General features: G+C 41.7%; 11 protein-coding genes. 4 read left to right on the top strand and 7 right to left on the bottom strand.

Going from position 1 to position 12,806, the window contains the following annotated elements; translation table 11 throughout:
- Positions 1 to 37 precede the first annotated feature (37 nt).
- On the top strand, positions 38 to 595 hold the full coding sequence (locus STRCR_RS03780) for a hypothetical protein (RefSeq protein ID WP_004227229.1): 558 nt from the start codon (positions 38 to 40) through the stop codon (positions 593 to 595).
- A 410-nt stretch (positions 596 to 1,005) separates the two neighbouring features.
- Positions 1,006 to 2,160, top strand: coding sequence for an acyltransferase family protein (locus STRCR_RS03775; protein ID WP_004229419.1), 1,155 nt, complete (start codon positions 1,006 to 1,008; stop codon positions 2,158 to 2,160).
- 793 nt (positions 2,161 to 2,953) lie between these two features.
- Here the strand turns inward: STRCR_RS03775 and STRCR_RS03770 are convergent.
- The 3 genes from STRCR_RS03770 to STRCR_RS03760 are packed head-to-tail and all read right to left on the bottom strand — an operon-like array spanning position 2,954 to position 5,171.
- Positions 2,954 to 3,502, bottom strand: coding sequence for a DUF1697 domain-containing protein (locus STRCR_RS03770; protein WP_003048835.1), 549 nt, complete (start codon positions 3,500 to 3,502; stop codon positions 2,954 to 2,956).
- On the bottom strand, positions 3,502 to 4,422 hold the full coding sequence (locus STRCR_RS03765; protein ID WP_004227218.1) for a serine hydrolase domain-containing protein: 921 nt from the start codon (positions 4,420 to 4,422) through the stop codon (positions 3,502 to 3,504). Before STRCR_RS03765 ends, STRCR_RS03770 begins: the two co-directional genes overlap by 1 nt.
- A complete protein-coding gene (locus STRCR_RS03760; protein WP_004228079.1) occupies positions 4,419 to 5,171 on the bottom strand; it encodes a CppA N-terminal domain-containing protein in 753 nt (250 codons plus the stop codon). Before STRCR_RS03760 ends, STRCR_RS03765 begins: the two co-directional genes overlap by 4 nt.
- Positions 5,172 to 5,284: 113 nt before the next feature.
- On the opposite strand from STRCR_RS03760, the gene STRCR_RS03755 reads away from it, so the two are divergent.
- Complete coding sequence (locus STRCR_RS03755; protein ID WP_004226772.1) at positions 5,285 to 6,166, top strand: sulfite exporter TauE/SafE family protein; 882 nt, start codon at positions 5,285 to 5,287, stop codon at positions 6,164 to 6,166.
- A 38-nt stretch (positions 6,167 to 6,204) separates the two neighbouring features.
- On the opposite strand, the gene STRCR_RS11560 is transcribed toward STRCR_RS03755, so the two are convergent.
- Positions 6,205 to 7,258, bottom strand: a protein-coding gene (locus STRCR_RS11560; protein WP_076612110.1) for an IS630-like element ISStso1 family transposase whose coding sequence is annotated in 2 segments (ribosomal slippage) — positions 6,205 to 6,819 and positions 6,821 to 7,258 — 1,053 coding nt in all. Because the reading frame shifts where the segments join, the coding sequence is not laid out codon by codon here.
- A 258-nt stretch (positions 7,259 to 7,516) separates the two neighbouring features.
- Positions 7,517 to 8,398, bottom strand: coding sequence for an aquaglyceroporin Gla (gene gla, locus STRCR_RS03740; RefSeq protein WP_004225495.1), 882 nt, complete (start codon positions 8,396 to 8,398; stop codon positions 7,517 to 7,519).
- Positions 8,399 to 8,513: 115 nt separating this feature from the next.
- Here gla and STRCR_RS03735 point away from each other — a divergent pair, with 115 nt between their 5' ends.
- Positions 8,514 to 10,790 carry a Xaa-Pro dipeptidyl-peptidase gene (locus STRCR_RS03735; RefSeq protein ID WP_004229593.1) on the top strand — a complete coding sequence of 759 codons (2,277 nt, stop codon included), beginning with the start codon at positions 8,514 to 8,516 and terminating at the stop codon, positions 10,788 to 10,790.
- A gap of 80 nt (positions 10,791 to 10,870) precedes the next feature.
- On the opposite strand, the gene STRCR_RS03730 is transcribed toward STRCR_RS03735, so the two are convergent.
- Together STRCR_RS03730 and nadE are read right to left on the bottom strand one after the other, a co-directional pair.
- The gene (locus tag STRCR_RS03730) at positions 10,871 to 11,563 is read right to left on the bottom strand and encodes a LexA family transcriptional regulator (protein WP_004226270.1); all 693 of its coding nucleotides are present in this window, start codon (positions 11,561 to 11,563) and stop codon (positions 10,871 to 10,873) included.
- Between the two features lie 409 nt (positions 11,564 to 11,972).
- Positions 11,973 to 12,797, bottom strand: coding sequence for an ammonia-dependent NAD(+) synthetase (gene nadE, locus STRCR_RS03725; protein WP_004227261.1), 825 nt, complete (start codon positions 12,795 to 12,797; stop codon positions 11,973 to 11,975).
- Positions 12,798 to 12,806 lie beyond the last annotated feature (9 nt).

Raw genomic sequence — 12,806 nt, 5'->3', positions numbered from 1 at the left:
GACTATAATTTATAATCCTAATATAAGAAAGAACACTATGTTATTTGAATATCGAGAAAAAAAGAGCTTACCTACCTTCCTTTTAGTCTTTGGTATCATATCACTTTCCATCTCTCTAATAATGTTCGTATTTATAGCTCTTTTTAGTTTTATTTTCGCATCTACCGGTGCAGGAACATTTTGGATTTTTTCCCTTTTACCTGCTGCCCTTCTGATCGGCAGTGTGATTATTCTAATCACTGCTGCTATCAAGCGCAGCAGTTCACATTCTCTTATCAGAGGAGATCAGCAAGGGCTTATGATTTTTAAAAGAGGACAGAACTACCAATTTAGATGGGAAGATATCGATTCAATCCTTGTTACAAAAAGTAAATATCCTCTTCAGCTGCAGAATTTCTCTCCCCTACCTTTTCTCCATATGGATCGGACTGGCAGCCTCAGCAGACCTTACTACTTCTACTTAACTGTCAACTCTAGATCTGTACCAGAGCCCCTGCAGATCGAAATTACTTATATTAATGGAGATATTAATGTACTTCTGCAGCAGTTACAGACCTTTATTCCCAATATCCTCTGGCAAGACCAAAACGTTTAGGTCAAAATCAAGAAGTCTGACACTGTGAATCATTTCTATTTGATAGCTTTTGTCTTTTATTCCTCGCTCTTTCAACACTTTTGATGACTGATTGTAATGTAAAGCTTTTCAGATTATGGGGCAGCCTTATTGCAAGTGAAAAATGAGATCTGAACTAAGATCTGAGTTAATTGATAGTACTATCAATTACCAAATAAATTAGTTTCCAGACTCATTTCATATAGACCAAACCTGCAATCGGTTAATTGCAGGTTTTTAACGATTTTGACTTAACAATAGACGTCTAGTCAGATTATTGATAAACTGAAACTTGATCATTAAATTCATTAAGGCTTTCCTGTGTCCTGTGAATCAATATGCTTACTGAGGATGGTTTAGCAAAGGATGTAATCATAAAATAGGAAATTAATATGGAAACAAAAAAGAAAATAAGACGTTCAAATATAGAGTTATTACGTATTGTAGCTCTGTTTATGATTATTATGTACCACATTGTCAGACACTGTATTAGAGTTCAGCTGGTCTCTCCTGAAGACTTGGAGAGGGAGGCAGTAGAAGTCTTTAATCAGCCCGTCTTCTATCCCCGCCTGTTAATACTGAATGTTATTATGACCTTTGGTAGTATTGGCAATGCCTTATTTATTCTGGTCTCTGGATATTTTATGGCCAACAGGGAACCCGATACTATTCAGATCGGAAAGATTTCTAAAAAGCTGCTCTATCAACTTTTATTTGCGGCTACCTTATTGACCTGCCTTTCTCCTTGGCTGCATCACCTACGTCCAGATATATTCTCGGGTCTGCAGCGATTTATGCGAATCAACGAGCGATTTTGGTTTGTCGGTTATTATTTTGTTGTGATTCTTTTTGGGAAACTGTTCTTAAATAAGTTTCTTAAACAATTGGAATATAAGCAGTATGCTAGCTTTCTTCTTGTCTTTTTAGCTCTGATAACTTTTTCTTGGACCAATCATATTATGAGATCTTTTGCGACGGGGTTAGAGGTTTTCTTGACAGGAGTCTTTCTCTATTCCTTTGCAGGGTTTGTTAGGAGGTTTGATGTCCTTTCCAGGGTACGGACCTATGTTTTATTCCTCCTTCCTATGCTAGTCTATGCCTTGGTCCTGATTTCTGGTTATAATACTGTTGTAACTAGGATTCAAACCTACATAAAAAGTGAATCTACAGAAGTCTTTCTCCAGCGTATTCCTAACTTTAATAATAGTAGTTTAGTCGTTATTATCGTTGCTATCTGTATTTTTGAACTCTTCCGACGGCTGTCACTACCAGACAGTAGACTAATCGCCTTTTTAGGACAGTCGACCTTTATGGTCTACCTTGTCCATGACAACCGTTTCTATTATGAGCTTTGGAATCTCAGAGACTGGGTAACGACCTTGGCTGCCAGTCCAACAATCTTTATCATCCAGCTGATCAAATGGACTATGTATACCTTTGTAACTGGTGTGTTTGCTTACATCTTATATGTACTATTGCACTTTATTTTAAGACGAAACAAATGGCTATTGTTGAGATCTGAAAAAAATAACATAAATAAACTATAATTGCCGTGGGCCCATTCAGAGCCTGTGGCAATTTTGGGGTTCTCGAAAAAGGGAGTGGAATCACCTCAAAAATTTTCAATTTTGATTCTCACCATGTTCTAGTTTTAAGGTGTCAAAAACGGTCTCTTCCCAGACCGTTTTTGACACTTGCTTGGTGAGCTTTCATTTCCCGATTACAAAGGTCTCTCAGACCTTTGTAATCCTCCCCCTCCCCCGCACAGCTCAAAAGTCTAGGGGGGAGGTTGAAAATAAGATGAACGATGATCATTATCATCACATTCGTTTAAATTTTCCGCTTTGGCCTTCTGGCAAAAGGAAAACCAGCCGGCAGTGGTTCAGTGAGGCTGGGAAAAAAGTATTCTAGCCTTCTATTTTTGCAGTCATAACAGTTTGACGCAATGGTTGGGAGTCCTTATCTTGGGGTGCAGTCCTATTTTCAAGCACCCCCTTAAACAGTCCACTGGACTGTTTAACTACTCCGTAATTGTTAGCGCCATCCTAATCAACTGTGCGGAGGTGGCAATTTTTATAAAAATTAACTTCTTATACGTAATCTTCAAAGATTACAATGTTTTGTGGGTGAGAGTGAAGCCATCATGGCTGTTTATCCCACTCTCTAATGAACTGTGTGTGCAGGGGTAAGACTTCTTGGCGCAGCCAAGAAGTCTTACTTCCAACCACTGCGCCAAGAGTTTATTCCAAAACAAATATACTGGACAAGTTTTTTGCACAGACTCTTTATGAAACTTAAAAAAACAGTCACAGTCAGCTTTTAACAAAGCTTTAACAGGCATTACAGATGGTCATGAGAAAGACCAAGATAATCTGCCAGCTTAGCATAGGTCTTGTGATTGCGAATAGTTATTTCTTTATAGAAGGACTGCTTGAGAAGGGCCTTATGGTAAGCCGTCTTCAGGAAATTTTTCTCCTGATATTTACCCCAGTAGATACCTAAATGCCCAAAATGAACAATCTCATCAGTCAGTTTCAACTTTTCAATAGTCTTTCGCACCATCTTACTATCCAATTCTACAGTGTAAAAAAGGACATCCTTTCTGACTAAATCATCAGTCCACCAATCCGGAAGTTCTTCTGCTGCAAAATCCTTAGACGCTATAAGGGCGAAGGTCCGCACAAAGGGATAGCTAGCTGCAAAGAAGGCCTTAAATCCCTCAATAATGTCAGCTTCTGGTTTTTCGCTATTAAAAAAGAGATTGCCGGAATTAATATAGGTCTCAACTTGACGATAACCCAGCTCCTCAACCCGCTTAACCAAGTCAGCCATAGCAATCTTATTCTTACCACCCACATTAATACCTCTAAAAAGCAAGGCATAACGCATCAGAGCTCCTCCTTGATGACTGTAATCAATTGATCCCGATCCAAAATCCACTGAGCGCGTTCATCCTTTTCATAAGTCCGATTGGAGAGGAAGATAGCTGCTTTCTGTGCCTTACGGTTGTAGAGAACAAAGGTTCCTGTGTAGCCTGTATGCAGGAGCCAGTCACCTTGCTTATCCCAAGCCAGACTGCGCTCTTTTGAACCCGAAGGTGCAAAATTATGGTTGAGATAAGCCGCAAAATCCCTTTGTAAATAGGCATTCAAAAATTTTTCCAAATCCTTCAGCGTCGAAAAAAGCCCAGCCGATCCCGTGTGAACTCCTAAGACCTTAGCCTTAGGATCATGCACCACTCCGGGTAACACTCCTTTGACCGTTGGGACTGCTACTGGGACTGGACCAAAGTTAGTCTCCTTCATGGCAAATGGTTTAAAAACCTTCTGCTCCAATAAATCAGCCAAGGTTTGACTGGTTAGGGTTTCCAGCATCAGGCCCAATAAAATAAAGTTGATATCCGTATATTTAAACTCATGTTGGCTGGTTACCTGAATATGATTGATGGCCTCAATCAAGGATTCAGCATCCAATTCGTTACGGTTGGGAATATAGGGATCAATGCCTGACGTATGGGTCAGTAGCTGGCGGATAGTCACGCTATTATCAGCAAAGGCTGGGTAATAAGCCCTGAGGGGCCAATCTAGCTTGACGATCCCCTCCTTAACCATCTGAATCAGCACCGTTCCCACACCGACAACCTTAGACACACTAGCTAGATCATAAGTTAACCCTGACACGACCGGCTGCTTACCATCTAAGGTACCCAAGTAGAATTCCTGCCAACATCCATTGTAAAGGGCAAGGCTGGCACCATGATAGATGTCAGCCTCAATTTGTTGCTCTATTTTGTCTAAAATTTTTTTCATTTGCTAAACCATAATTCAATTTGACTAGGATCAGAAACTACAAGCACGGTTTGTCCTTTATCAAGGTAGACAGAAAGGCCTGCAGCTTCCAAATAAGCTTTCAGGGCTGTAAAATCATAATCAGTCGGAACTTGATAATCAATAATTTCAAGATCCCAAGTGGTGTTCTCTGCTGCCTGCAGATCTGAACCTTGAGCTGCCTTTAAAGTCGGTAAAAAGGCTAAGCCAGCTAGGACTTGATAAAACTCCTGAGAGACTTCTAAATCAGCAACGTTCAGAACCAAATTGGCAATCTGGAAGTCAGACAGCCCTTGAAATTCTGGCAAAGCAGCGAAGGTTAGACCAGCCCCTGAAATTTCCTCCAAACAATCACTACTGTCCTCGGCGTGGAGGAGAACAAGATCATTTTCTGGCGAAATGACTTCATAAGCATAGCCCTTGTTTCCCCTAAAAAGTCGCTTGTAAGCCACTCCCTGAGCCAAAAGAGCCTCAATTTCAGCGGGATTTTGAGCCCTAACTTCTAAGCGATTAAGCTTCTTGGGCCCTTCAACCTCCCGCACGCGCATGGAGGGGGATTCTTCAATAACAAGTTTGACATTCTTATTGATATACCCGCTGAAAAAAACTTCAGAATTTTCCTCTTTTAAGACTTTAAATCCTAAGTTCTTGCGATAAAATTCCGTATTACGCTCCCGATTATTGATACGAAAAAACGGTGCTGCTAAAGTAATTCCTTCAAATAATGACATCATTTTTCTCCTAACTGCTTCCATTTTAGTCAAATTCTTTTCATTTGACAAATAATTATATGCTTTAAGCAAAAACTATTTACTATTACTAGCTTTTTCTGTAAACTAGGTACATGAATGAAAATCTAATTTTACACCTGATTCAAGCAGTACTGGTGTTGGCTATGATTATCATTATCATTGAGCTGACCCTCCATATTCGCCATAAAAAAATAAATATTTTCCAGCGTTTTGCAACTGGATTTTGGATTGGGTTGGTCACCGATATGCTAGATACTCTGGGGATTGGCTCTTTTGCAACGACAACTACCCTTTTTAAGATTACCAAACTCAACGATGATGATAGTAAGCTGCCTGGAACTATGAACACGGCTCATGTTATCCCTGTCATGGTGCAGGCCCTCTGCTTCATTTTAGTTGTCAAGGTTGAACCCTTAACCCTGATTTCGATGGCTTCCGCCTCCTTCTTCGGAGCCCTCTTTGGTACGCGAATCACCAAAAATTGGAATGAACGCCTTGTCCAACGAATTTTGGGGTTGCTTCTGATTGTTGCAGCCTTGATTATGGCCTACCGTATGCTAACGAATCCCGGCGGAAATCTATCAACAGCCGTTCATGGCTTGCACGGCATCTGGCTGATTATTGGAGTTGCCTTCAACTTTGCTATCGGTGTACTTATGACCATGGGACTAGGGAATTATGCTCCTGAGTTGATTTTCTTCTCCCTGATGGGATTGAGTCCAACCATTGCCATGCCCGTTATGATGCTGGATGCTGCTATGATTATGACAGCCTCCAGTACTCAATTTATCAAAGCTGACCGCGTCAACTGGACCGGTTATGCCGGCTTAGTTTTAGGGGGCATTATCGGTGTTCTCATTGCCGTATTCTTCCTTACAAGTATCGACCTCAATACTTTAAAAGTCTTAGTCGTAGGTATTGTTATCTTTACTGGCGCTATGCTCATCCGCTCTTCTCTAACTAAAAAAATCTAGCTTCGGCTAGATTTTTTTAGTTAAAACCACTTTAATACTCAATGAAAATCAAGCATAGCCGAAGTCCATTTTCTATGGACAATCGTTTTTAACTCTTTCCAATGAAAACTTTGAATAACCTCTTGAAGTTGATTAATAACCTCCTCCAAAGTTTTGAAGGCTTTGTTTTTAAACCCACGTTTTCTTATTTCAGCCCAGACCTGTTCAATAGGATTCATTTCAGGAGTATAAGGCGGAATAAAAGCAAAGTCTATATTATGTGGAACTTCTAAAGCCTTTGATTTATGCCAAATGGCATTATCCATAACCAAAACAATGTAATCGTCAGGAAAAGCTTGACTTAATTGTCTTAAAAATTCGTTCATCCATTCAGTATTACAACCTCCTGCGATGAGGAAAAAAGATTCTCCTGTATGGGCATCAACGGCTCCGTAACAATAACGGTATTCTCGAATGTAGTGGCTGGCTACATGTGGCCTATAACCTTTAGGTGCCCAACAAGCTCCTAGCTTACTGATACGACCAAAACCCGCTTCATCTTGATACATGAGACGGACTTTCTTGTAACGTCGGCTATGCTTAAAGCGCTTTCTTGTCTTCCTGAATATAGATTTTATTTTTTGACGCATAAATCGTTTTAGCGTCTGCTTTTTTAGGATGTTTTGGACGAGGAGTTACCTTTCGCCATCCGTGGCGTTTTAATAAAGCATAGAATCCCTCACGAGTGGTTGACTTTCCAACTTCAGCTTGATAGGCTTCAAACAAGCTTTGAACAGTTACGTGCTCCCCCTTTAATGCCCGTTCTAGTTGTTGGTTTAGGAATCTTTCTTCCTCTTCGACGGTCATATAAGCACGTCTACGACCACCGCGATTTTCTTTAAATAGAGCTGTTAGTCCCCCCTTTTGATAACGGGTAATTAAGTTGCGAACAGACTGGTGAACGAGCCCAACTTCTTTGCCGATTGCTGTTAAGCTCATTCCTTGTGAACGAAGGAGGAGGGCATGAAGTTTTCTATAGTGTTTATCATTTGCTTTATCTTTGAGTGCTTGTTTTAGTTCTTGTGCTTGTGCTGGTGTAATTTCTAGTGTCATGACTATATTATATCGCTATTTTTGATTTTTGTTAAGTATAAAACAGACGAGTCAATTGATACTCAAAAAATTAAAACTGGACTAGACAACGAGCTGCTGATAGCTTGGTTGGAGATGAGACAAGCAACAACTTATAGCACTGAAATACGGCAAAGAGCGGCAACAAAGTATCAATTTGATTGTCAAGGATTATTAAAGGGTTAAGGGAATATAACTGACAAATAAAAAAAGCAAGGCAAACTTGCTCCTTTTAATCAATTACATATACAGTGCTTTAAAGGCAGCTGCAGCAATGATTCCGGCAATGATTGGTGCAACGACTGGCACCCAAGCATACCACCATTTCGAATCACCTTTATGTTCACCAAGAACTGTTTCAGGCAAGAGATGGTGGAGCAAACGGGGACCTAGGTCACGCACTGGGTTAAGGGCTGGGCCGGTTGGTCCACCGAGGGAAATAACTAAGGCTGCAACCAAGAATCCAAGACCAAGGTGAGCGGCTCCCAGAGCCCCACCAGTCATCAACGGGATTTGCGGACTTTGCTGTGTCAAGGCATCAACAGTCATACCAGTTTGTTGGGCGGCATCTTTAAGCGCTTCAGACCCAAAGTAGTTATGAGTCAAAGCCAAAGCACCAAAGATTAGAACAAAAGTTCCAATAAACTCGTTGATAAAACCATTGATAGTAGAAGGGCGGCGACTTTCTTCTGTACCATCATCCAAAGCAGAGATAGTCGAGAAAGAACCAAGGATTGCATTTGGATCTTCTGTCTTTTGATAGTAGGCGGCGTGTCCCATTACCAGAATTCCTTGTCCCAACATAGCTCCCAACATTTGAGCGATCAGATAACCTGGGACATAGGTCCATTTGAAAAGACCTGAAACAGCCAAACCAAGCGTAAAGGCTGGGTTGATGTGATTACCGGAAACCGTACCAAACATAAGAGCTGGCAACATTACGGCAAAGCCATAACCAAAACCGATAACGAGCCAACCTGATTTATGGCCTTTAGTTCCTTTCAGTTCAACATTGGCTACAGAACCATTCCCAATCAAAACCATGAGAGCAGTTGCAATAACCTCTGTCGCATACTTCACCAGCCATTCATGCGTCAGGGCTTCTTTAAAAAATTCATTCATTCGTCTAGACTTCCTTTCTCCTTAACAAGTATTTAGACAGCTACCATTTTATCAAGTATAATAGATAAAGTAAAGGCATTACTGAAAATAAAACGTTTACTAGTGAGGTAAGAGCATGCGTTTCAATCAATTTAGCTACATTCCCCTTTCAGTCCAAGAAGCTGAAGCAGAATTACAAGAACTAGGTTTCTCTGTCTCTCTAAAAAAATCAGCCAAGGCCAATCTGGAAAGTTTCCTTCGCAGAATTTTCTTCCACTATGGTGATACTGATATTCCTTTAAGTAATTGGATAGCCGATTCTGAGACAGATCTGCTGTCTTTCTTTCAATCTGACAGACAACTGACTAAAGGTATTTTTTATACGGTAGCTTGCCAAGTTCTGGACTTTGTTCCCCATGTCGATTTTGAGGATGTCACAGATTTTCTAGATCGGACAAATTTCCCTATTCAATACCAAGAAGGCCAGTTCATTTTAAATCTCTATCAATTATTGGCGACCAGACAAAAAACGGGCATGACCCTGATTGATAAGCTAATCAGTCAGGGACTGATTCCTGCTGACAACCATTATCACTACTTCAATGGTAAAAGTTTGGCAACCTTCGATACCAGTCAGATTATTCGCGAAGTTGTCTATGTTGAAACCAGTCTCGACAGCGATCAAGATGGTAAAAACGACTTGATTCGCGTCCATATTATGCGGCCCCAAGCCAATCAGCCTATTCCAACAACCATGACTGCCAGTCCCTACCACCAAGGTACTAATTCTGTGGCAAATGATAAAAAGATGCACAAGATGGATAGTGAATTAGTCGTTAAAGCTACTGGCCAGATTGAAATAGAAGAAAAGCCCATCCCTCAAGTGACCTATACAAAATCACAAGCACCCCAAGAACCTGCCTGTGAGACCTTTACCCATATTGCCAACTACAGCCTCAACGACTACCTTCTGGCTCGAGGTTTTGCCAATATCTATGTTTCAGGTTTAGGCACCCTGGCCTCTGAGGGCTTTATGACCAGCGGAGACTACCAGCAGGTCAATGCCTTTCGGGCTGTCATTGATTGGCTCAATGATCGAGCTATTGCCTATACTAGTCCCAAACGATCCAGCCAAGTCAAAGCTGACTGGGCTTCCGGCAAGGTTGTTACTACAGGAATTTCTTATCTGGGAACGATGTCTAATGCCTTGGCTACTACTGCTGTCGATGGCTTGGACGTCATCATTGCCGAAGCCGGTATTTCCTCCTGGTATGACTACTACCGTGAAAATGGCCTCGTATCTAGTCCAGGTGGTTATCCTGGTGAAGATTTAGATGTCTTGACCGAATATACCTATTCTAGAAATCTCCTAGGCGGTGAATACCTTCGCAGCAACCAAGCCTATCAGGTCTTTCTCAGGCAGATGAGCCAAGACCTTAAAAGGGACAAGGGAGACTACAGTCAGTTCTGGCAGGATCGAAACTATGTCAGTCATGCTAAAGAAGTTAAAGCTGAAGTCGTCATGACCCATGGCAGTCAGGACTGGAATGTTAAGCCCCTCCATGCTTATCAATTCTTTAAGGCTCTTCCTGCTGACATCCAAAAACACCTTTTCTTTCATAATGGGATGCACGTCTATATGAATAACTGGCAATCCATTGACTTCCGTGAAAGCATGAATGCCCTCCTGACTCGGAAACTCTTGGGTCTGAACAATGGCTTCCAGCTACCAAGCATCATCTGGCAAGACAATAGCCAAGATCAGGTTTGGCAAAGCTTAAGAGAATTTGGCGGGACCAACTATTACCCCCTCGATTTAGGTCAAGGTCAAGCGGTCATTGACAACCACTATGGCCAAAAAGACTTTGACCGCTACGCCAAGGATTTCAATACGTTCAAGGCTCAACTCTTTGAGGGCAAGGCTAACCAAGTTACTCTCGATTTGACCTTAGGTAAAGACCTCCTGCTCAATGGTCGCCCACGTCTGGATCTGAAAATCAGATCCTCAGTAAACAGGGGAATCCTATCCGCTCAAATCCTAGATTTTGGTCCCAAGAAGCGTTACAAAGATGTCCCGACCATCAAGGAAATCCGAGGTATTGATAACGGTCGCAATTATGCTCGCGAAAATTGCATGGAACTTCCTTTCGTCCAAACACCATATCGGGTTATCAGCAAAGCCGTGCTCAACCTCCAAAACCGTCAGGATCTGCTATCCATTAAGGAAGTCCAAGCTAATCAATGGCTGACCATTCAGTTAGACCTACAACCCAGCATCTACCGCCTAGCCAAAGGAGATCAGATCCGTCTGGTTCTTTACACAACTGATTTTGAACATACTATTCGCGATAATAGCGATTACCAGCTGACTGTAGATTTAGCCCAGTCTAAACTCTTACTCCCTTACGATTAAATTGGACCCAGTCAAATGGAACTATAAAAGACTCCCAGAGTTGATTCAGAAGAATCTCTAGGAGTCTTACTTTTTTATCCTCAAGCACTAGCATCAATCGGTATGAAGTTACCAACAATTTTACCAACAATCCTAGGATTCTCGTCGTAAGGAGCGAATTTATCCGCATACTGCTGATTGATAGAGACTAGGCGAAGACCATTTGGCTCGCGATAAACCCGCTTAATGTAGGTCTGACCATCCCAATCAACCGCATAAACAGCCCCATCATAATCAAAACCGGTCTGCTTAATCAGAACCACTTCACCATTGAGGTAAGTTGGCTCCATGGAATCCCCAAAGACCCAAGAAGCAAAGTCGTGGTCAATCTTTTCATCATAGAAGACTTCATCATAATTACCATCATTAAAGTAGGTATAACCCGTACCAGCTGACAGACGTTCGTAGACCTTGTAAGCAAAGAGCTGCCGTCCAGACTCAGATCTTATTTTGCCTTGTTCAGCTAAAAGGCGATTGGCAAAGTCTACAGTCTTCTTTTTGTTTCCCTTATTGAGTTGAACATAGGTCTCAACAATCTCATATTCCGACAAAAAATAAGAAGGATTAACCTGCAAAATCTTACTGAGCTTGTTCCAGTTCTTTTGATTAGGTTTGGTTTTCCCATTTTCCCAGTTAAAATAAGAGGGACGGGAAATTCCCAATTGCCTAGCAACGTCAGCCTGTGACATTCCCAACTCCTTACGACGATTTTTTAATTTTTCAGCCGAAAACATAGCCTCACCTCATCATTAGTTTTATAACTTACAATTAGTATAACATAGGAAAACCAGCCAAGCAAGAGATTACCCCAAAATGTATTCAAAAGGGAGTAGGATCAACCCCAAAATTGAAAATTTTAGGTCTCACCACTTCTTAATTTCTAGGCGGTGACCTGAAACGGTCTCTCCCCAGACTGTTTTTGACACTTGCTTTGCAAGCTTCATTTCCCGATTAAAAAGTCTCCCAGACCTTTTTAACCCATTCCGCACAGTTGATATTGGTTTTCTAAACAGTCCACTGGACTGTTTAAGGGGGCGTCTGAAAATGGGACTGCACTCCCAAATAAGAACTTCCAATCAGTCACTACGCCAAGAGTTTGTTCCAAAACAAGAAGACTGGACGAATTTTTGCCCAGCCTCAAACTTAATCTTTCCAAAAATCATCAAAGACAGTGATTGGCAGATGGCGCTTGTGCTCACCCCTGAACCACCAAGTTTCAATCGTCTTTTGAGCCTGAGAACTAACACGCTTTCCTTCCAGATAATCATCAATATCCTGATAAGTCACACCCAGAGCTACTTCATCAGCAATACCAGGTTTGTTTTCTTCCAAATCTGCTGTCGGAATTTTTTCATAGAGGGATTGGTCAGCACCCAATTCTGCTAGAAGCTGCTTTCCTTGACGCTTATCAAGACGAAAGAGAGGCAAAATATCAGCGCCCCCATCACCGAACTTAGTAAAGAAGCCGGTCAAATTTTCAGCCGCATGATCTGTCCCAATAACCGCTCCGCTATTTTCCCCAGCTACAGCGTACTGGGTAATCATCCGTTGGCGGGCCTTGATATTCCCTTTGTTGAAATCAGAAACTTTAACGCCCGCCCTCTCCAGCTCTGCTACTTGGCCATCGACCGCTTCCTTGATATTAATGGTCAACGAAACATCCGGTTGAATAAAGGCCAGAGCCTTTTGAGCATCAGCCTCATCGGCCTGAACCCCGTAAGGTAGACGAATAGCGATAAATTTGTAGGGTTCACCTGTTTCAGAACGCAGTTCCTCAACAGCCATTTGAGCCAGACGACCGGCCAAGCTGGAATCCTGACCGCCAGAGATGCCTAATACATAACTCTTTAAAAAGCTATGCTTTTTCAAATAAGCCTTGAGAAAATCTACTGACCGTCTGATTTCTTGCTTGGGGTCAATGTGTGGTTGAACCCCTAATTCTTTAATAATAGCTTCTTGTAAACTCATCGCTACCTC

The organism is Streptococcus criceti HS-6 (genome assembly GCF_000187975.2).
GTDB classification, from domain to species: Bacteria; Bacillota; Bacilli; order Lactobacillales; family Streptococcaceae; genus Streptococcus; species Streptococcus criceti.
Note: the sequence above shows the minus strand (reverse complement) of the source record. Positions and strands in the feature narration are given on the sequence as shown.

Excerpts from the sequence above, each read along its gene's own strand:
- STRCR_RS03780 (WP_004227229.1), top strand. The coding sequence starts at position 38 with ATGTTATTTGAATATCGAGAAAAAAAGAGCTTACCTACCTTCCTTTTA.
- STRCR_RS03775 (WP_004229419.1), top strand. The coding sequence starts at position 1,006 with ATGGAAACAAAAAAGAAAATAAGACGTTCAAATATAGAGTTATTACGT.
- STRCR_RS03770 (WP_003048835.1), bottom strand. The coding sequence starts at position 3,502 with ATGCGTTATGCCTTGCTTTTTAGAGGTATTAATGTGGGTGGTAAGAAT.
- STRCR_RS03765 (WP_004227218.1), bottom strand. The coding sequence starts at position 4,422 with ATGAAAAAAATTTTAGACAAAATAGAGCAACAAATTGAGGCTGACATC.
- STRCR_RS03760 (WP_004228079.1), bottom strand. The coding sequence starts at position 5,171 with ATGTCATTATTTGAAGGAATTACTTTAGCAGCACCGTTTTTTCGTATC.
- STRCR_RS03755 (WP_004226772.1), top strand. The coding sequence starts at position 5,285 with ATGAATGAAAATCTAATTTTACACCTGATTCAAGCAGTACTGGTGTTG.
- gla (WP_004225495.1), bottom strand. The coding sequence starts at position 8,398 with ATGAATGAATTTTTTAAAGAAGCCCTGACGCATGAATGGCTGGTGAAG.
- STRCR_RS03735 (WP_004229593.1), top strand. The coding sequence starts at position 8,514 with ATGCGTTTCAATCAATTTAGCTACATTCCCCTTTCAGTCCAAGAAGCT.
- STRCR_RS03730 (WP_004226270.1), bottom strand. The coding sequence starts at position 11,563 with ATGTTTTCGGCTGAAAAATTAAAAAATCGTCGTAAGGAGTTGGGAATG.
- nadE (WP_004227261.1), bottom strand. The coding sequence starts at position 12,797 with ATGAGTTTACAAGAAGCTATTATTAAAGAATTAGGGGTTCAACCACAC.